We start from the raw sequence: 20,695 nt of genomic DNA, 5'->3' as shown, positions 1-20,695 counted from the left end.
CACTCGCATATACTACATTTTTTGAACGACATAAGTAATCGCATTCGTTTTTAATTTAATGTGTTTTCCGTTACGTACAATATCATACGATAAACTTTTAATTTCAATTTTTACTTCTTGCCATTCAGTATAAACGCTTTTTAGTACAAGTATCATTTCTTCAGTAGAAAGATTAATTTCAACTAAAGCATCTAATTCTTGATTCGTTTCCAAGTCAATTTCTTGAATGTTAGAGTTGACTATTAAACAGTTGATACCACCACTCTTTGTTCCATTTTTCATAGAGTGAAGCACTTTTTTAAAATCTTCTATTGATCTGACATGCTCTAAACTTGATACGGCAATGATGTAATTATAAGTATTAGAGGCAATATAGTAGTTTTCAATTGCTGAATGTTCCGTTTTTATGTATTCAAATACACCATATTCTTTGCTATAAACTTGTAACTTCATTAAAGCCGTTTCGAGTAGATCAACACAAGTAACAGTGCCGCCATTATTCGTGAATTTTTGTGCAATCGGAATACTGTTTCTACCGACACCAGAGCCAAGGTCAAGTATTTGTAGGTCTTTCTGTCCTTCAAAATAGTTCAGCATGTCCATAACTGTTTTAACAGGTTTATACAGCCAAGATCCTGCTTCGAATAATTTGTATTGTTCATAGCAAAGATCGTGATATTTTTTCTCTTCTTGTCTTATGTAATCGATTCTGTTCATAGTGTTTCAGCTCCAATAGTTTCATGGCGAAATGAATAGGTTGGACAACCTTTAACATTCATTTGAATTCGAAATATACCACCAGCATGTGGGTACTGTTTTAATTCCGCATCCGTCATTCTTGTTCGGGCTGTTGTGATATATAAATCGGTCAAATTAGGTCCTCCAAATGTACACGACGTTACATATAAAGCAGGAATCGGAATACTTAAAATCTGTTTTCCAGTAAAGGGATTCCATCTAGTAATCTTCGAGCCTCCCCAATGTGCAATCCATAAACAACCTTCTACATCAATTGTCATGCCATCGGGTATACCTTCATTTTCAGGGAAGATGATAACATCTGTTGGATTGCTAATTACACCAGTATGTATATCATAATGAAAACGGACTACTTTTTTTGTAGGTGTATCAATGAAATAAAGAAATGTATGATCAGGGGACCAAGCTATACCATTTGACGTATTTACATGTGCAACTTTTTTATCTACGTTGAAATTATTGTTTAAACAATACAAGGAACCAGCAGCATTAATACCGTATAAGTCTGTAGTGCCCGCCCAAAAGCGGCCAGCTGGATCGCATTTTCCATCGTTAAAGCGATTTTCTAATAAATCTGGTTCAGGGTCATAAATATGTGTAAGTATTTTTGTGTCAAGATTAAGAGAATAAAAGCCTTGTTCCATTGCTACTAAAACTTCATCGTTCGTATATGGAACAACACAACCGATTTGTTGGTCGAGAGTGATCGCTCGGTTTGTTTTTTTAACAGGATTATAAAGACATAATTTTTTCTCGATAATATCAACCCAGTATAATAATTGTTTCTTCTCATCCCAGCAAGGACCTTCCCCTAAATTCGCCTTAGCATCAACGACTAATTCTATATTTCTGAGCAATATGTTTCACCTCTATTCATTAAAGCTATATATAAAGTTCGATAAGAAGAGAGGTAAACCTTTCACTGAAATAAAATTAAGATTTCCAGTGTAAGAAAAGAGGGCCTTATCACGTAATTCGAAAATAGCGTATAGCCATGGGGAGGGAAATGCATATGATGTTTTATGAAATTGTCTGTTTTTCATGTAAAAATGTATTTCGCGTATACGAAGGAAGCGGAAAATATAGGGAATTCAAGAGAAATCCGGAGGGGAAATATTGTTGTGATGAATGTAGTCATAAAATTCAACTGGAAGCGATAAAACATTTTTTTAGATAGTTATATGCTATTTGTTTTCGTTCAGAAAAATTTGACAATGTATTCGTTATAAATTATCATATGTAAAAACTAATATTCAAAATAGCATTGAAGAGAAGAGTAGTTAAGAATGAATACATACAGAGAGCTCTGGTAGCTGAGAAAGAGCGGTTAAACATCTTAACGAAAAAAGACTTGGAGCTGCGCAAGGAACTAATTTGTTTAGGGATGGTGCGACGGGTTCTCCCGTTATAGAGATAGGGTATAAGCATATTTTGCCGTACCTGAAAAGGTTAATATGGTGACGTATTAACAAACTGAGGTGGTACCGCGAAGCTAATAACTCTCGTCCTCAAGATTAATAATCTTGGGGGTGGGAGTTTTTTTATTGTATAAAACTGAAAATGTGAAAACAAAAATACAATTGAGGTGAGTATATGCATTGGGCGTATGAAGTGGCACATAAATTAATTAGAAAACATCCCAACAAAGAAACTTTTGTTTGCGCATCTGGAATTAGTCCATCTGGTTCGGTTCATATTGGTAACTTTCGTGAAATAGTAACGACTTATTTTGTTGTAAGGGCGCTTCAAGATTTAGGGAAAAAGACTCGTTTTATATTTTCATGGGATGATTATGACAGGTTTAGAAAAGTTCCCAAAAATATTGATCCTTCTTTTGCAAAATATATTGGTATGCCATACTGTGATATTCCTGATCCGTATGGGTGTCATAATTCGTACGCAGAGCATTTTGAAAAAGAGTTTGAAAAATCGCTTCAAGCATTTGGAATTGAAGTAGAATTTATTTATCAACATGCTGAATATAGAAGCGGAAGGTATAATGAAAACATAATAGAGTCTTTGTATAAAAGAAAAGAAATATATGATATTTTAATGGGCTTTAAAACAGGAATACATCGAGAAGAAGATAGAGAAAACTTTTATCCCGTTACGTTATATTGTGAGAGCTGCGGGAAAGATGCAACAACTATTACACATTTTGATGAAGTATTAAAAACAGTTCAGTATAAATGTGTATGTAGAAATCAAAATGAATTATCAGTATTAAATACAAATAAAATGAAACTGAATTGGAAAATCGATTGGCCGATGAGATGGATGATAGAGGATGTTATTTTCGAACCGGGCGGAAGAGATCATTCATCGGAAACAGGTAGTTACAATGTATCAAAAGAAATTGCAAGGGAAATATTTAATCGTGAAGCGCCTCATTACATTGCTTATGATTTCATTGGTATTAAAGGTAATCATGAAAAAATGTCTAGTTCTTCAGGGAATAGTATTATACCTAGCGACTTATTAAAAGTGTATGTACCAGAAGTAATTCTTTTTATGTTTGCAAAATATAAGCCTGATGCAGCTTTTCATATTGGACTTGATGAAGATGTGATTCGCAATTATACAGAGTATGAGAGATTGAAGGACAGTTATGAAAATAAAACACTCAAAAATGAAGATTTATTTGATGCAATTAAACTTTCTAGACTTGATAGCCGATTTAAAGAGTATCCAAAGTTTAATCAAGTAGCAGGAACGTTACCATTATTACATTTTGATTCATCTATTTTACAAGGTATATTAGAAAAAACAGATAGAAGTTATGCATTACCTGAAATGATTGCAATAAGTAATCGGGTGGAGTATTGGATTAGAAACTTTCAATCTAAAAAATTAATTACAGTAAATCAAGAGAGAAATATAGAGTTTTACAACACATTAGATGACAGGCAGAAAGAATGGCTAGTAGAAGTTTGCAAAATACTTCGTTCTAATAACGATTACTCTAACTTAATGGAACAATTGTATTCGATTTGTCATCATGAAAATAAAAAGATAATGAAAGAAAATCAAAAACAATTATTTACCATTATATATAGGCTCGTTATGAACCAATCAAGTGGTCCACGTATACCGTTATTAATACATGTGGTAGGCGCAAGAAAATTCGTCACATTATTAGATTTCTAAAATATAGTTAAAAGCGATGCAAGTACTCAATAGAATAAGTACTTGCGTTGCTTAATTTTTACTATCTTGAATACATTTTTGGACATTCATCACCACTTGGTTCGTAAAAGCAATGGCTTTTAAATTGCCCTGCAAACGGCTGATTATACCATTCGGGTGGACAAGCTCCAACTGGACGAAAATACCAAAGAGCCCATCGTGCTGGCCAGCGCCATTCACCTTGTAAAACTTTTCTTGCGATTTCTTTTTCTGATTCACGGGCACGTTGATAAAAGTAACCGTATTGAACTGCTTCGAATCCGCCAGGGCTTTGATATACTGCATCACGCACAGATCGAAGCTCTTTAAAATCTAAACAATCACAAAACACACGATTTACGACAACGCAGCCAACAAGTTGTTCACCTTGTCGTCCTTCGCCCTCAGCTTCAGCACGGATTAAACGTGCTAGTAAATCAACGTCACTTTCGTTGTATGGAATAAGGGGCATTGTAATACCACCTTTCTTTACCTGTTATAGTAAAGAGTGTATGTATGAAAATAAGCTAAGTGCTTTTCTATATGTAAATTCATTAATTATTAAAAGGAGCTTTTATGAAAAAAGCTAATTAGTAATTGTAGACCAATATAAAAGGAGAGAGATAATATGTATCGAATTCATAAAGAACATAGCATTTACGCAATGTCACCAGAAAATAAACCATGTATGGAAGTAGAAATTGGGAGTCGCCTTGTATTTGAAACATATGATTGCTTTGAAAATCAAATTGATTCCGAAGATGTTGTATTTCAAGAATTAGATTGGAACCGGATTAATCCAGCGACTGGTCCAGTATATATTAAAGGGGCCGAACCTGGTGATATATTAGTTGTAACGATTGAAAAGATTAAAATTGCAGAGCAGGGCGTTTTAACTACAGGTGCGAATCTTGGTGTAATGGGTGATGAGTTAAATGAAAATACAGTGAAAGTCGTCTCAATACATAATGAATATGTTGTGTTTTCAAGTGAACTACAAATCCCGATTAATCCAATGATCGGGGTAATTGGTACTGCGCCGAAAGAAGAGAGTATTTCATGTGGTACACCGCATGATCACGGTGGGAATATGGACTGTAAAGAGATAAAGGAAGGGACAACGTTATTATTACCTGTAAATGTTCCTGGTGCTCTTTTAGCATTAGGTGATTTACACGCAGCGATGGGTGATGGTGAAATTGGTGTTAGCGGGGTTGAAGTTGCTGGTGAGGTAACTGTAACTGTTCAAACTATAAAAGGAAAGCAATGGCCTCTACCAATGGCTATTCAAAAAGGAAAAATAATGACGATTGCTTCAGAGAAATTGTTAGATGATGCAGCTAATCGCGCCGTACGTAATATGGTAACATTTTTACATGAAGAATTAGAAATGTCTAAAGCTGATGCAACTCTTTTATTATCAGCAGCAGGTAATTTAAAAGTTTGCCAAGTTGTGGATCCACTAAAAACGGCGCGGATGGAACTAGGAAGAGAATATGTGGAGAAGTTAGGATTTTCTCTAAGTGAATTTCATATTAAATAAGAAAAAATAGAAAAAGGATACTCCTATACAAAAGTATCCTTTTTCTATTTTACGGATTTTGTGAAAAGAGGTAGTATTTATATAAGTATATTTGATATTGTGGATCAAAAAGGAGTTCAGAAATGGTCAAAATTATGATTGTAGAAGATGATATGAAAATTGCGGAGCTTTTATCAACATATGTTGCGAAATACGGTTATGAAGGAATTATTGTATCAGATTTTCAAAATGTATTAGACATTTTTTTAGAAGAACAACCAGAGTTAGTTTTATTAGATATTAATTTACCAAGTTTTGATGGTTACTATTGGTGTCGTCAAATTCGCGGGGTTTCTACATGTCCGATTTTATTTATTTCGGCCCGTGAAGGTACGATGGATCAAGTTATGGCGTTAGAAAATGGTGGCGATGATTTTATTCCGAAGCCGTTTCATTATGAAGTTGTAATGGCGAAAATTCGTAGTCATTTAAGACGTGCTTATGGAGACTATGCACCGAAATTAGAAGAACGAATGGTTGAGCAACAAGGTCTTAGTTTATATCCCGAAAGACTTGTATTAAAACTTAGGAATCAAGAGATTGATATAACGAGAAACGAAGCCATTTTATTAGAGATGTTAATGAAAAACTATCCGCGTGTTGTGAGTAGGGAAGTATTATTAAATAAATTATGGGATAGTGAATCCTATGTAGATGATAATACATTAAGTGTAAATACAACACGTGTGCGTAAAAAGTTAAAAACGTTACAAATTGAAGGAGCAATTGAAACAATTCGTAGTGTTGGATATAGATTGCATATTACTTGGGATACTGGTATGGAAAAATGATAAGGTTGTTTATACGTGATCATATACCCCTTATTTGTTTTACTGCGATCCAACTATTAGCCGTATTCTTAGTTTATTGGTTTGATGGGCATAATCATATTTCAACGGCATTATATGCAATGTTTTTAGGTGCTTTTTTTATGGTAAGTTATTTAGTATTTCGTTATTTTACACATCGATCTTTTTATGAGCGTTTAGCAAATCCGTTGCAATCTTTGGATGAATCTGTTCAAAAATCTGATTTTGCAGTTTTATCTACTGCTCTCCAAGATTTGCTCGAAGTACAATATCGACATTATCAAAATCAGCTCCAGTTACAAGAGAGAAAAAATAATGATCATTTAACATTTATGAATCAGTGGATTCATCAAATGAAAACACCTTTATCTGTAATAGAATTAATTACACAAGATGAAGCGGATCCGCGCTTTGAAAGTATTAATGAGGAAACAGATAGGCTGAAAAAGGGGTTAGAGATGGCACTGTATGTCGCACGTTTAGAGGCATTTACACAAGATTTTTATGTAGAAAGAGTACAACTACATAAAATAGTGAATGATTCTGTACATGAACACAAACGCTTTTTTATCCGGAATTTCGTATATCCAGAGCTTGAAATTGATAAGGGTATTACTGTAGAAAGTGATGCGAAATGGTTACAATTTTTAATTGGACAAATTATATCGAATGCAATTAAATACTCATCAGGTAGTAGAGAAAAGATTAAAGTGAAAGCTTGTAAGGAAGGTAATAATATTGTACTTGAAATTGCCGATAGTGGCGTAGGGATACCGAAGCAAGATTTACCAAGAGTGTTTAAACCTTTCTTTACAGGAGAAAATGGTAGAGATTTTAAAGAGTCAACGGGGATGGGACTATATCTTGTATATGAGATTACAAAACAATTAGGACATAATGTAGAGATCCATTCAGAAGTTGGTAAAGGTACCGTTGTACGAATTAAATTTTGTAATGTGTAAAAGTGATTAAGGCTAAAAAACTTATATTTAAAGTTTTTTAGCCTTATTTTGTACCATTGATAAATTTCCAGAATGAAAGATTATTTACATAAGAGAAGCAAAGCGATACCGTTAAAGATAAAAGAGAGTCTTTTATTACTTGTTAATGAAAGGAGTGTATTGAAATAGATATTCGTAAAATGAGATATTTCATAACAGTAGCAGAAGAATTAAACTTTAGTCGTGCAGCAGAACGTCTTATGATGGCGCAACCTCCTTTAAGCCAAGAAATTCGCAAATTAGAAGATGAATTAGGGGTCCAACTTTTTCATCGAACAAAGAGAATGGTTGAGCTTACCGATGCTGGGAAAATATTTTTAGAAGGTGCGCGACAAACGCTACTTCAAGTAGAAAGAACGATTAAAGAAACTCAGCTTGTAGAGGAAGGAAAAATCGGGCATTTAATCATCGGTTTTGTCGATTCTACAGAAACGGTTATAAACATATTAAAAACATTTCGAGAACGGTTTCCTAACATTCAGCTTATATTACGCGAGATGACAACAGACCAGCAAATAAAAGCACTCTATGAAAAACAAATTCATATTGGATTTATTCGTTCTAAGCAGAATAATGAAATATTGTCTTCTGAAGTTTGTTCTAAAGAACGTTTAAAATTGGTTTTACATGAAGACCACCCATTAATTTCGTTACCTAATATTTCTATTAAAGAACTAGTAGATGAACCATTTGTTTTATTTCCTCGTCATTTCGGTACTAACTTTTATGATTTAATTATTAGTTACTTTTGGGAACATGGAGTAAGTTTAAATATTGTTCAAGAAGCAATTCAAATGCAGACGATTGTTAATTTAGTTGCAGCAGGAATGGGGATTTCTGTCGTTCCATCATCGGTGGAAAGTTATAAAAAATCGGGAGTCATGTATAAAGACATTCAGGAACATACACCGGAGATAAACTTATACGCTGGATGGAGACAAGATGAAAAGTCTGTCGTTCTCGAGAACTTCTTAGCAGTTGTTAGAGAGATTTATAAGACTTCACAACTTGAATTTGAAAAGTAAAGGCCCATCTTTATAGGATGGGCTGTGGGAAGTTGGGAAAGGGTGTTTATTTATAGGTAAAACTTACTCATGGTTCAACCTGTTTTGCTAGGATCATACTCAGCGAAACCTTTTAATACACTATCAATCTGATTCATAATTTCAGGTTGCAATTTAACACTAGTAGCAACTACGTTTTCTCTTATTTGTTCCGGATTTGAAGCACCAATAATTGCAGAAGAAACAGCTGGATTTTGTAACACCCAAGCAATTGCGAGTTGAGATAGGGTAAGGTTAATTTCTTGTGCAATAGGGTTAAGTTTCTGGATAGCAGTAAGCACATCATCACTCATCCAACGTTGCACCAGTTTGTCAAAAAACGGTTTTCCAGCATCCGAGTTAGCACGTGATTGGGCAGGGATTGGTTTACCTGGTTGATATTTTCCAGTGAGAATACCTTGTGCGAGGGGAGACCAAACAACTTGACCAAGTCCTTCACGTTGACATGTAGGTATTATGTCTGTTTCGATCACTCGCCACAACATCGAATATTGAGGCTGGCTAGCAATAAGAGGAATGTTCAATTCTCGGGCAAGTGCTGCACCGCGTGTGATTTGCTCCGATGTCCATTCACTTATACCTAAATAAAGGACTTTACCTTGTCTTACAAGATCTGAGAAAGCTAACATTGTTTCTTCAAGAGGAGTTGTTGTATCGAATCGATGTGCATAATAGACATCAATGTAGTCTGTATGTAGCCGTTGTAACGATGCATTACAATTTTCTATAATATGTTTTCGTGATAAACCTCGATCATTTTTTCCAGGTCCGGTCGGATGGCATACTTTTGTACAAAGTTCTATACTTTCTCGGCGTATTCCTTTCAAAGAGCGACCAAGTACTTCCTCGGCAATAGTGTCCGAATAAACATCAGCAGTATCGAAGGTTGTAATACCGACATCTAGTGCGGCGTTCACACAATCATTTGCAGTATTTTCATTTACTTTTCCACCATGGTTTATCCAGTTTCCATATGCAATCTTACTTACTGTTAATCCACTGTTTCCGAGTTTGCTAAATTCCATTGTAGAATCCCTCCTTAAAAATGATAACTTTATTATAAGAACTGAAATGTAGTATGTATAATATAAAATTAATCATAAATTTATATAAAAATTATATAAGAGGTAGTGCGTAGAAGTTTATTATTAGAGAAATTTAAAGGAGTAGTACAACAAGTGTAATGTATGCTTGTTTCATATGAAGTTAAGAAATGATAAATAGACCTAGAAGAAAGCAATCATTATAATAGCACATATAATTGCATTTACTCATACAGTACTATCATGGTACAATATGGTTACTAACGACGGAAAGGAATGATGGGTGGACGATGATTAACTAATCTTATTTTTAAATGTTGAAATGAAATAAATTTCAATTTCTAAAAAATAGGATTAGTCTGCCCAATTTCCATACAACGGTATTGCTATTTATGTTGCGCAATAGCTTATTTGGGTATAAATATTTTAACGACTAATCCTGCCAAATTTATTTGGGAGGATTTTTTTATTCTCCCTTAATGAAAGGGATCGGTATTATGAAAGAACTATTAAAATTAAATGATGTTTATGTTGAAATAAAGGAAAATACTTTGTTAGAGAAAATGAATGTGACAGTAAGACAAGGGGATATTATCGGATTAATTGGTAAAAACGGGGCTGGTAAATCAACGTTACTTCAATTAATAAATGGGAAGATTGAACCATCAAAAGGTACTGTTGAATGGATGCAAATGAATATGACAACAGCATATGTTGAACAAGAAAAAGAATCTTTTGTTAGTAAGGATATGATTGCAAAAGAAGCCGAGCTTCTTGCAAAATGGGGCGTGCCAACGAACGATTTTCTAACTTTAAGTGGTGGTGAAAAGCTAAAAGTTCGATTAGCAAAAGGATTTGCTGGAAATCCTAATGTATTAATATTAGACGAACCGACAAATCATTTAGATGAGATGAGTACGGAATTTCTCATTAAACAAATCAAAAATATGAGAGGTACAGTTATCGTCGTATCGCATGATCGATATTTTTTAGATGTTGTCGCAACAAGAATATGGTCAATTGAGGATAAGAAATTAATTGACCATAGCGGGAATTATACGAGTTATATGAAAGCTCGTGAGCATAAAAGAATGACGCAGCAGCGTGAATATGAAAAACAACAAAAAAAGATAGAACAAGTAGAAACTCATATAAAAGAATTAAGTTCATGGTCACAAAAGGCACATGCGCAGTCTACAAAACAAGAAGGAGTGAAAGAATTCTATCGTGTAAAGGCGAAGCGAATGGATGCACAAGTGAAGTCAAAACGAAAACGTCTCGAAAAAGAGCTGGAGAAAACGAAAGTAGAACGTGTGAAAGAGGAGTATTCAGTTGAATTCTCTATTCAAGCGAGTAAAAAAGTAGGAAAACGTTTCTTAGAAGTAAAACAATTGCGGAAAGAATTTAACAATCGGACATTATTTGAAAACGTTAATTTTACAATTCAGCACGGTGAGAAGGTTGCGATTATTGGGCCGAATGGTAGCGGGAAAACAACTTTATTGAAGATGATTATGGGAACGGAAACTGTGCAAGGAGAAGTATGGATTTCACCATCTGCAAACATCGGTTATTTAACACAAGAAGTTTTTGATTTACCGCTTGATAAAACACCAGAAAATTTATTTTTTAAAGAGACGTTTGAAGAAAGAGGAAAAGTACAAAATTTAATGAAACATTTAGGGTTCCAAGCTTCTCAATGGAAAGAGCCGATTCAGCATATGAGTATGGGTGAACGAGTAAAATGTAAGCTAATGGCTTATATTTTGGATGAAAAAGATGTACTTATTCTAGATGAACCTACGAATCACCTTGATCTTCCTTCACGTGAACAACTTGAAAATACATTAGCTGAGTACAACGGAACACTCGTTATCGTTTCCCACGATCGATATTTTCTAGAGAAAACAACTAACACAAAACTCGTGTTTTTAAACAATACGATACAAAAGCAGCTAGAAGAACCTACTAAAACAAGAGATGAAATTGAAGAGCTACGTTTAACGTTAGAAACAGAGAGACAAGAAGTATTAGGTAAATTAAGCTTTTTAACTTCTAAGGACAAGGGATATAAAGAACTTGACGAACGATTTATAGAACTTACGAAGCAGATTAAGGCACTTTAATAAAGTTATAGCTACCTCACTCTAGCTAGGAGGTAGCTATAACAATTGAATTTTACACGGGATTAAGGGGGATTATCATGGGAGAAGAAAATTTGACTAAGTTATTTAGAATAGATTGTGGTGATATATACTTACAAGAATTTCCCATCAAAGATGCGGAGAGTATTTATAAAATATCGAATCAACCGGAAATAGAAAAGTTTTTGCCAGACTGGAAATCAACAAAAGAACAACGGGTAAATTGGGTTACAAATTATGAAATACCAGAAAATAAAGTATTTCTTGATGCTGCTACAAATTCATCAAACATAGACGGTCATTTTTTAAAACTGGGAGTATTTATAAAAGATACAAATGAATTTATTGGATGGTGCTGTACAGGTATTAAAGAAGAACTTCCATTACCGAATAGAGAAATTATGTATGCTATTTCAAGCGAGTATCAAAATAATGGTTACGCTACGAAAGTGACTAAAGGGTTAATTGATTATTTGTTTAAAAATACAAATGTAGATGTCCTTAACGCAATTGCTTTAATTAACAACGTACCGTCAAATAAAGTTATTGAAAAATGCGGGTTTACTTATATGAGCCAACAGATGATAGAAAACCAACTATATAATCATTATCTATTGAGTAAATCAGAGTGGATAAAAAATATTGCTCTTTAAAGGGAGCTATAATGCAATGAAATTGTAAAAAAGCTTAGAGTTAAAACTCTGAGCTTTTTTACGTGCTATTTACTTTTTGATTTTACTGGTGAAGTATAAGTTGTTATTCATTGTTTTGAAGTTGTATAGTTATTCTTTATAATATATTGCATGTTGCTAATAAAGAATACAAGTTGTTTCAGCGACTAGAAATAAGAAGCATTGTATTTCATACCACTATACAAATATTATAAGATAGATATACATCGATTATAGTTTGAAAGTGGATTTATTATCTGTTTTTTTAGAAATCTTACAAGCGTGTAAGATAAATGAAAGATGAATCAATATGAGCTATAAAACAATTCATTTACACTTTATAGTAAGCAGTGCAAATGAAGGGAGAATATAAATGGAAATTTTACATGCAAAAAGTATTAGTAAAGTATATAAAGGGAAAATACCTTTTAAAGCATTAGTAGATATTGATTTATCAATTCAAGAAGGTGAATTTGTAGGAATTATGGGGCCATCAGGTAGTGGGAAAACAACATTATTAAATATGGTATCTACTATTGATTCACCAACATCGGGAGAAATATTAATAAATGGTACAAATCCTTTCCAGTTGACATCAGAAGATTTAGCTTTATTCCGTAGAAAAAAATTAGGATTTGTTTTTCAATCATTTAATCTTCTTAGCACACTTACAGTAAAAGAAAACATCGTATTGCCAATGACATTAGATGGTGTTTCTGTACAAGAAATGAACAAACGAGTGGAAGAAATTGCAGAGAAATTAAACATTACAGATATATTGAGTAAAAGAACGTTTGAAATATCAGGGGGACAAGCTCAAAGAACAGCAATTGCTCGCGCGATCGTTCATAAGCCGCAATTATTACTTGCAGATGAACCTACAGGGAATTTAGACTCTAAATCTTCAAATGATGTAATGGAGATGCTAGATACCCTTAATAAAGAAGAAAAGGCAACGATGATGTTAGTTACACATGATCCGTATGCAGCGAGCTTTTGCAGTAGAGTTATATTTATTAAAGATGGTCAACTATATAACGAAATTTATTGCGGTGAAAGTAGGCAAACTTTTTATCAAAAGATTATGGATGTCCTTTCTTTGTTAGGAGGGAAAAGGCATGACTTTTCGTCAGTTCGCATTTAATAATATTTTTCGTAATAAGCGTACATACGCTGCCCATTTTTTAAGTTGTGCATTTTCTATTATGATTTTCTTTACGTATGCCCTTTTATTATTTCATCCTGATTTACAAGGGGAATTAAAATCGACGAGTACAACAATAAGTGCATTTGGAACATTAGGATTTACAATTTCGCAAGGCTTGATTTTTGTATTTTCATTTTTCTTTATTTTATATTCAGTAAGTTCATTTTTAAAAACACGTAAGAAAGAATTTGGCATTTTAATGATGCAAGGAATGTCAATGAGGCAACTTAAGAAATTATTATTAATTGAAAATATGTTAATTGGACTTGGGTCAATTTGTATAGGGATTTTCATCGGACTCATATTTTCTAAACTAGTGTTATTGATAAGCGCAAGTGTATTAATGATTAGTAATGGTTTACCTTTTTATATACCAGTACAGGCGGTATTATTAACAGTCATCACATTTTTTTTCTTATTTTTAATTGTTTCGCTTGTTACTTTTAAAATGATAAAAGTAACGGAACTTGTGGAACTTATTCAAGCAGAGGAAAAGCCAAAGCCTGAACCGAAAGCTTCTATTCTATTATCGCTACTTTCTTTAATTAGTATAGGCTATGGATATATTTCAGTATTTCGCTTTATCCCAAGTACTAATTTTATTACGCTCGGAATGGGTGTACTTCTAGTCATTATAGGAACGTACTTTTTATATACACAGTGTAGCGTGTATATATTGTATCTTGCTAAAAGGAGTGAATCATTCTTTTTAAAGCGAACAAATATATTAACATTTTCAGAATTAATTTACCGTATGAAAGATAACGCAACGATGTTTTTCATTGTATCTATTATTTCAGCAGTTGCATTTACCGCAATCGGTACAACAGCTGCTCTTGGTAATAGGAATTTAGTATGGATGACAAACCCATATACATTTCTGTATGAAAGCTCTGAAAACAACAAATTGGTAGATAAACATCTCTCTATTCTAAAAAAACATCTTGAGGATGCAAATATTCCGTATCGAATGGCTTCATCTTCAAATAAATTTACAGAAAGTAACGTAAATGTATTGAAATTAAGTGAATATAACGAACTTACGAGAGCACTCGGGTACCAACAAGAAACGATTGAAAAAGAAGATGAAATTTTACTAATCCCTGGGAGGGTGTCACAAAAACAAGAATTTAAAAATGGTGACTATAAAAAAAATATTGAAGTCATTCAAGGAGATTGGACAAAGACATTTCGTGTGAAAAAAACTGTGGGAAATTTAGTTTTACCACATGATCCTAGTAGTATTTATATTGCTGTTCAAGATCATGTGTATGATGAAATTCCGCATATGAGTAATCCAAAAGATGAAAATATTCAACATCGTACTTACGGATTTGTTGTAGATGATTGGATAAAAACGAAAGAGATTTCAAATCAATTAAAGAATGTATTCGATAAAGATCTTAGGGACAGAGATTTCTACTTTGAAGCTTTAACATTAAACTTGTTGGAGGCAAAGCAAAAGAATGGTTTATTACTTATGGCAAGTGTTTTAGTCGGAATCGTTTTCTTTACATTTGCTGCTAGTTTTATTTATTTCCGATTATATACTGATTTGGACCGTGATCAACAACAATATAAAATGATTTCGAAAATGGGATTAAGTAAACGAGAGTTAAAAAGAGTTGTAACGAGACAGTTAGTATTAATGTTCTTCTTACCGATTATCATTGCAGTGATTCATACTGTAGTCGCCTATATGGCATTACAACAATTAGTCGATTTTTCTATAATAAATAGCTCTATCGTTATTTTAATTTCATTTATATGTATACAAGTTTTATACTTCTTTATCACTCGTTGGCGTTACCTACAAAAGCTTTATAAAGTTATGGAGCAATAGAGTATATTAGCTTGTAAGACTACACAAAAGTATGTGAAAAAATGAACTGTATGATGAAAGGAAACGCGATGAAAAGAACTTTAACTATTTTTATGTTAACAATACTATTTTTAATAAGTTTTAGTGCATGCTCTAAAAAGGAAAATCCATTTCCTGCAAACGGTTTATTAATCATTGGAGATGAAAATAAAATTTCACCAATTATTAATCGTTATCAAGAAATTACGAAAGAAAATGAAGTGTTTTCTGTGAAAAAAGGTAAAGTTGGAAATGGACAGGTATTAATTTTAAATGAATCTACAGCACAAGCATTAATTAAAGCAAAGGTTTTTCGTAAACGAGAAAATGGATCCGATTTTATTATAGATACGTTACCAAAATTCCCAAATGATGGTTCGCTATTGTTTGCACAAGAAGACGAAAAGACTTTAAAAAGTATTGAATTAGGAGAGGAAGAGATTCCTGTTACATATAATAGTGACGCTTGGATAGGAAACAAACGTAATTATCCAACACAATGGTATGTGATTGTAGCGGAAAATGGTGTATATAAAGAAATAAAAGCAAATGAAACGAAAATGCACCTTCTTCATCTGAAAAAATCTTTAGGTGATGAAAAACCTAAAATGTCGACAGATAATACATTAGTTAATGAAAATGTTAAAGCAAAAAAGCTAATTAAAGGTTTGGAAGGAGAAGTATCTTTTCAGTTTGTAACAATTGAAGAAAAATCTTAAAAAAGAGTTCGAGGTTGATAGAAACTTTATCAACCTCGAACTCTTTTTAGTTTATAGGCCGTTCATTACATTACTTCATTTAATCGAGTCTCACTTGTTTCTTCAATCGCATTTGAATGTTGAACTGAATTATTTTGAACTTCTTTTTCTTTACGGACTTTTTGTAGCATTTCAAGTATGATCCATAAAGGAACACCTTTATCTTTCAACATCTTCCATAAATCCAATTCGTTAAATTTATGCTCTGCTTGTTTCATTTCTTTTTCAGATGAACGTATATCAAATTTGATTGGAGCATTGGATTTCTTATCTTCAATCTTAGTAGAAGAGATAGTATTATGCTCAAAATTAGATGGAGTTATTTTAGAAGGTTGAGAAAATGTATGAATGTTTAATCCGATGTACATGCTGTTTTCCTCCTTTCAAGCAATGAAATTAGTTTTCTTATGATTATAAAATCAATTTAACATAAGGAAACTATGCTAAATTGTAAATTCGAATAAAAAGATTTATAAGTTGTATTGTAAAAACTAAATGCTTATTTGAATTAATATTTATCAACATTTTTGTATGTTTTCTATATATACATCGTATATAAAATACTTTACATTATGTTTAAGTTGAAAAACTAAATGTGTATATTTTTTTATAGAAAAATGTAAGCGTTTTATTGGGGGGGAGAAAGTATGGGGAAATTATTTATAAAAATATGTTTTTTTGCGTTAGTGACTGTTTGCTCAGTCGCTGCGAAAACAACTTATGCAGAAGAGAGACAACAAAATAATTATCCTATTATTTTAGTGAATGGATTTGCTGGATGGGGTAGAGAGGAAATGCTAGGTGTTAAATATTGGGGTGGTGTTCATGATATACAGGAAGATTTAAAGAGAAATGGTTATATAGTTCAAACTGCAGCAGTTGGGCCTGTATCTAGTAACTGGGATCGTGCATGTGAATTATATGCGCAAATTAACGGTGGAACAGTAGATTATGGAGCGGCGCATGCTGAGAAACATGGACATAATCGTTTTGGTAGAACTTATAGTGGATTTGCACCGAATTGGAGTGAAACTAATAAAGTTCATTTAGTTGGGCATAGCATGGGTGGACAAACGACGAGAACTTTAGTGCAGTTGTTAAAAGAAGGAAGTTATGAAGAAAAGAATTACGTGAAAAATCATCCAAACGCAAAGATATCGCCACTATTTGAGGGTGGTAAATCATATGTTCATAGTGTTACAACATTAGCAACTCCTCACAATGGTACAACACTCGCGGACGGAAGTCTTCTGTTACCATTTGTTAAAGATTTACTAATTGCAGCTGCAAGTTTAAATGGAAACAATAATTTATCATTATATGATTTTAAATTGGATCAATGGGGTATAAAAAAGAATGCTGGAGAGTCATTTTTCCAATATACTGATCGTATTTTAAATAATTCAATTTGGGAAAATACAAAAGACATTAGTCAATGGGATTTAAGTACTGATGGAGCAAAGGAGTTAAATAATTGGGTAAAGACGCAATCGGATGTATATTACTTATCTTATAGTGGACATGCATCGCAAGCAGTACCTATAACAGGTTTGCATCTACCACATATAACGATGAATAAAGTGCTAATGGGGAATGCATTCTTCTTAGGATCTTATGCAAGATATGAAGAAAACCGACCATTAATAGATACTTCTTGGTGGCAAAATGACGGTGTAGTAAATACAAATTCTATGATTGCACCTTCGTCTAATACTGTTGTAAGTAGTAATGGGTCTTTGCAAATCGGAAAATGGAATCATATCGAAACGAAAGCAAATTGGGATCATCTCGATATGGTAGGATTAAGCGTTTCAGACACATTAGGTTTTTCTAATATTCAAGAGTTTTATAGAACAATTGCAGAAAAGTTATCACGTCTACCGAAATAGATAATATAAAGCGCTCTCGATGGAATTCGAGAGCGCTTTATATTATATTGAAAGAGGGATTTGGTAGAAAAATATGGGGGGATATTATGAAAATTCAAATTGTATTATCTGGATATGGGACAGTAGGAAGAGAGTTTATAAAATTATTAAATGAAAAATATTTATATATAAATGAAACATATGGAATAAATTTAGTGGTAAGTGGCGTATTAGGTAGAAATGTTGCAATACATAATGAGGAAGGGTTATCTATTCATCATTTATTAACGTATGGTGGCGGTACTGCTGCAATTGAAAAATATTTAGAACATCATCCGGAGGAACGTGCAACAAGTGGGATAAGTGGCACTGTATTGGTAGAATCAACCGTTACAAATCTTAAAGATGGAAATCCGGGAAAAAAATATATAAAACAAGCGATTGAGAAACATATGGATATAGTTGCAATTTCTAAAGGTGCACTTGTTACAAACTGGAGAGAAATAAATGAAGCAGCAAAAATGGCGAATGTACGAATACGATATAGTGGGGCAACTGCCGCGGCACTGCCGACTTTAGATATTGGACAATTTAGTTTAGCTGGTTGCAATATTGAAAAAATAGATGGAATATTAAATGGCACGACAAATTATATTCTAACGAGAATGTATGAAGGTGATATTACGTTTGAAGAAGCGCTGAAAGAAGCGCAAAATAAAGGGATTGCCGAGACGGATCCTACATTAGATGTAAGTGGTTCGGATAGTGCGTGTAAATTGTTACTTTTGACAAACAGTTTAATGGGAGTAGAGAATACGCTTGAAGGTATATATGTACAAGGAATTGAACACGTTACAATACAACAAATTCGAAATGCTAAGGAACAACATAAAATTATTAAATTAATAGCATCGGCGCATAAAGATGGAGAAGGCAATGTGAATCTAAATGTTGAACCGTGCGAAATAGATAAAGATCACCCGCTAGCAAAAGTCAATGGAACAGAAAAAGGAATAACATTCTTTACAGATACAATGGGGCAAATTACTACAATTGGTGGAGCTTCTAATCCACGCGGAGCTGCAGCTGCTGCTTTAAAAGATGTAATTAACTTATATCGTAAAGATTTATCCCGCTATTTGTGAGCAGTAAAAGCCCGATTGGTGAAGCCTAATAATTAGTGGGGGGATGAACCCCTCACTAATTAAAGTTTCACTTTATAAGACCGTACCGCCCTTTATAAAAAATACATATGTAGTGGACCTTTTGAGAATGAAATAAATATGCAAAAATGATTGCAGGAGGTTAGGAATTGTTTAAGGATTTTAAAGTTGTAAAAGATCGTCCCGTTTATATTCAATTGAAAGATTATTTAAAAAAGATGATTATGAAAGGGCATTTGTTAGGGAACCAAAAAATCCCATCAACAAGGGAACTGAGTGAATTATTATCAGTGAGCAGAAATACAGTGCTCTCTGCTTATGCGGATTTAGAACAAGAAGGACTCATTTATGCAGTTAAAGGAAAAGGAAATTTTGTTGCGAAGGTTGATATTTCTAACACTTCGTCTGTTGAAATAGATTGGAAAAATAAACTCAATACAGTTACCGCATTAGCGGATGAATTAGATTTAATGAAACATGGTGTTCGCTGGGAAAAAGGAATGATTGTTTTTAATAGTATAGCCCCGGATGAAAAGCTATTTGATGTAGAAAATTTCAAAAGAGCTTTTCTTACTCGTATGTCCATTGAAGGGGATATTGTATTGAACTACGGATATGCAAAAGGCTATAGACCGTTAATGAATTATTTACTTCATTACATGGAAATGAAAGGTGTAGATATTTCGAACAAAGATATTCTAATCACAAATGGATTTACGGAAGGGTTAGATATTGTACTATCTTCTTTATCGAAAAAATCAGGGCGTGTAATTTGTGAGAATCCAACTCACCATGCTGCACTGAAGCTTTTTCGCTTACATGGACTTGAAGTTCATGGGATTAATATGAATGATGATGGTATTGATACGAATGAAGTAGAACAAAGTTTACGTGAAAAAGATTTTGATTTTGCGTATTTGATTCCTTCTTATCATAATCCAACCGGTATTGTTACGAGTTCAGAGAAAAGAACGGAATTGATGAGATTATTTTCAAAATATAAGATTCCTATTATAGAGGATGGATTTAATGAAGAATTACGTTATTCAGGTTCACATTTAGCGCCATTATTAACTTTTGCAGGGGCCGGTAATAATGTGATTTATATTAGTAGCTTTTCAAAGGTACTTTTCCCTGGTTTACGTGTAGGTTGGATCATTGCAGATAAAGAACTGATACATTATTTAGAAAGTGTAAAAAGGGCAAGAACGATTCATACATCTACGTTAGATCAAGCTGTACTGTTTCAATATTTACATGAAGGATATTTTGAAAAATATTTAAAAAAAGCAAGATCTGTTTATAAGAAAAAATATGAGTTAGCTGTTGAGGCATGTAATCAGTACATTCCGTTTAAAAGAATGACTGGAGATGGTGGACTTCATTTATTTATAGAGTTAGAAGAAAAAATTAATGCCCGCACACTTTTACAAAAGTGTTATGAGAAAGGTGTAACGTTTTCTCCTGGAAATGTTTTTTATTCTGATGGAGGGGGAGCGAATACCTTCCGATTAGGCTTTTCACGTTTGAAAGAAAAGGAAATAGTTAGCGGGATTCAAATAATTGGTGATACATTAAAAAATGAAATTTGGAGATGAGA

At 33.2% G+C, this 20,695-nt stretch carries 19 protein-coding genes and 1 other annotated feature; of the genes, 14 read left to right on the top strand and 5 right to left on the bottom strand.

The annotated features are described in order from the left end of the window. Positions 1 to 12: 12 nt before the first annotated feature. Positions 13 to 717, bottom strand: coding sequence for a class I SAM-dependent methyltransferase (locus LUS72_RS13535; RefSeq protein WP_264446433.1), 705 nt, complete (start codon positions 715 to 717; stop codon positions 13 to 15). Continuing rightward, on the bottom strand, positions 714 to 1,616 hold the full coding sequence (locus tag LUS72_RS13530; RefSeq protein WP_071746117.1) for an SMP-30/gluconolactonase/LRE family protein: 903 nt from the start codon (positions 1,614 to 1,616) through the stop codon (positions 714 to 716). The genes LUS72_RS13535 and LUS72_RS13530 overlap by 4 nt, the downstream gene beginning before the upstream one ends. A 149-nt stretch (positions 1,617 to 1,765) precedes the next feature. Here LUS72_RS13530 and LUS72_RS13525 point away from each other — a divergent pair, with 149 nt between their 5' ends. Beyond that, positions 1,766 to 1,936 carry a DUF2197 domain-containing protein gene (locus LUS72_RS13525; protein ID WP_141533391.1) on the top strand — a complete coding sequence of 57 codons (171 nt, stop codon included), beginning with the start codon at positions 1,766 to 1,768 and terminating at the stop codon, positions 1,934 to 1,936. 78 nt (positions 1,937 to 2,014) lie between these two features. Beyond that, positions 2,015 to 2,272: a binding site (T-box leader), on the top strand. A gap of 80 nt (positions 2,273 to 2,352) precedes the next feature. After that, entirely contained in the window at positions 2,353 to 3,906 is a 1,554-nt protein-coding gene (lysS, locus tag LUS72_RS13520) for a lysine--tRNA ligase (protein ID WP_097829343.1), read from the top strand. A gap of 61 nt (positions 3,907 to 3,967) precedes the next feature. On the opposite strand, the gene LUS72_RS13515 is transcribed toward lysS, so the two are convergent. After that, a complete protein-coding gene (locus LUS72_RS13515; protein WP_078203319.1) occupies positions 3,968 to 4,396 on the bottom strand; it encodes a cell wall hydrolase in 429 nt (142 codons plus the stop codon). A 156-nt stretch (positions 4,397 to 4,552) separates the two neighbouring features. On the opposite strand from LUS72_RS13515, the gene LUS72_RS13510 reads away from it, so the two are divergent. The 4 genes from LUS72_RS13510 to LUS72_RS13495 all read left to right on the top strand — a co-directional run bounded on the left by LUS72_RS13510 (position 4,553) and on the right by LUS72_RS13495 (position 8,341). Next, a complete protein-coding gene (locus tag LUS72_RS13510; protein WP_097829342.1) occupies positions 4,553 to 5,467 on the top strand; it encodes an acetamidase/formamidase family protein in 915 nt (304 codons plus the stop codon). A 122-nt stretch (positions 5,468 to 5,589) separates the two neighbouring features. Then, positions 5,590 to 6,297 carry a response regulator transcription factor gene (locus LUS72_RS13505; protein WP_097829341.1) on the top strand — a complete coding sequence of 236 codons (708 nt, stop codon included), beginning with the start codon at positions 5,590 to 5,592 and terminating at the stop codon, positions 6,295 to 6,297. After that, entirely contained in the window at positions 6,294 to 7,277 is a 984-nt protein-coding gene (locus LUS72_RS13500) for a sensor histidine kinase (protein WP_097829340.1), read from the top strand. Before LUS72_RS13505 ends, LUS72_RS13500 begins: the two co-directional genes overlap by 4 nt. Positions 7,278 to 7,441: 164 nt before the next feature. Then, positions 7,442 to 8,341: a LysR family transcriptional regulator gene (locus LUS72_RS13495; RefSeq protein WP_097829339.1), complete on the top strand. Its 900-nt coding sequence runs from the start codon at positions 7,442 to 7,444 to the stop codon at positions 8,339 to 8,341. 74 nt (positions 8,342 to 8,415) lie between these two features. On the opposite strand, the gene LUS72_RS13490 is transcribed toward LUS72_RS13495, so the two are convergent. Beyond that, the gene (locus LUS72_RS13490) at positions 8,416 to 9,405 is read right to left on the bottom strand and encodes an aldo/keto reductase family protein (protein ID WP_097829338.1); all 990 of its coding nucleotides are present in this window, start codon (positions 9,403 to 9,405) and stop codon (positions 8,416 to 8,418) included. Between the two features lie 515 nt (positions 9,406 to 9,920). Between LUS72_RS13490 and abc-f the strand changes: the two genes are divergently transcribed. From abc-f to LUS72_RS13465, 5 genes are all read left to right on the top strand, one after another. Beyond that, positions 9,921 to 11,549: a ribosomal protection-like ABC-F family protein gene (abc-f, locus tag LUS72_RS13485; RefSeq protein WP_097829498.1), complete on the top strand. Its 1,629-nt coding sequence runs from the start codon at positions 9,921 to 9,923 to the stop codon at positions 11,547 to 11,549. Between the two features lie 77 nt (positions 11,550 to 11,626). Next, positions 11,627 to 12,220: a GNAT family N-acetyltransferase gene (locus tag LUS72_RS13480; RefSeq protein WP_264446416.1), complete on the top strand. Its 594-nt coding sequence runs from the start codon at positions 11,627 to 11,629 to the stop codon at positions 12,218 to 12,220. A gap of 391 nt (positions 12,221 to 12,611) precedes the next feature. Next, positions 12,612 to 13,382, top strand: a complete 771-nt coding sequence (locus LUS72_RS13475; protein ID WP_097829336.1) for an ABC transporter ATP-binding protein — start codon at positions 12,612 to 12,614, stop codon at positions 13,380 to 13,382. Next, a complete protein-coding gene (locus LUS72_RS13470; RefSeq protein ID WP_264449042.1) occupies positions 13,357 to 15,288 on the top strand; it encodes an ABC transporter permease in 1,932 nt (643 codons plus the stop codon). The genes LUS72_RS13475 and LUS72_RS13470 overlap by 26 nt, the downstream gene beginning before the upstream one ends. Before the next feature lie 68 nt (positions 15,289 to 15,356). After that, positions 15,357 to 16,025: a lipoprotein BA_5634 family protein gene (locus tag LUS72_RS13465; RefSeq protein ID WP_097829497.1), complete on the top strand. Its 669-nt coding sequence runs from the start codon at positions 15,357 to 15,359 to the stop codon at positions 16,023 to 16,025. A 65-nt stretch (positions 16,026 to 16,090) separates the two neighbouring features. On the opposite strand, the gene LUS72_RS13460 is transcribed toward LUS72_RS13465, so the two are convergent. Next, positions 16,091 to 16,432: a DUF3914 domain-containing protein gene (locus tag LUS72_RS13460; RefSeq protein ID WP_097829334.1), complete on the bottom strand. Its 342-nt coding sequence runs from the start codon at positions 16,430 to 16,432 to the stop codon at positions 16,091 to 16,093. A 279-nt stretch (positions 16,433 to 16,711) separates the two neighbouring features. Here LUS72_RS13460 and LUS72_RS13455 point away from each other — a divergent pair, with 279 nt between their 5' ends. The 3 genes from LUS72_RS13455 to LUS72_RS13445 all read left to right on the top strand — a co-directional run bounded on the left by LUS72_RS13455 (position 16,712) and on the right by LUS72_RS13445 (position 20,693). Further along, positions 16,712 to 17,953, top strand: a complete 1,242-nt coding sequence (locus LUS72_RS13455) for an esterase/lipase family protein (RefSeq protein ID WP_097829333.1) — start codon at positions 16,712 to 16,714, stop codon at positions 17,951 to 17,953. Positions 17,954 to 18,039: 86 nt separating this feature from the next. Continuing rightward, complete coding sequence (locus LUS72_RS13450; protein WP_097829332.1) at positions 18,040 to 19,077, top strand: homoserine dehydrogenase; 1,038 nt, start codon at positions 18,040 to 18,042, stop codon at positions 19,075 to 19,077. A gap of 167 nt (positions 19,078 to 19,244) precedes the next feature. After that, complete coding sequence (locus tag LUS72_RS13445) at positions 19,245 to 20,693, top strand: MocR-like pyridoxine biosynthesis transcription factor PdxR (RefSeq protein ID WP_097829331.1); 1,449 nt, start codon at positions 19,245 to 19,247, stop codon at positions 20,691 to 20,693. Positions 20,694 to 20,695 lie beyond the last annotated feature (2 nt).

The sequence above is a fragment of the Bacillus cereus genome, from assembly GCF_025917685.1.
In the GTDB taxonomy this organism is placed as follows: domain Bacteria; phylum Bacillota; class Bacilli; order Bacillales; family Bacillaceae_G; genus Bacillus_A; species Bacillus_A cereus_AT.
Note: the sequence above shows the minus strand (reverse complement) of the source record. Positions and strands in the feature narration are given on the sequence as shown.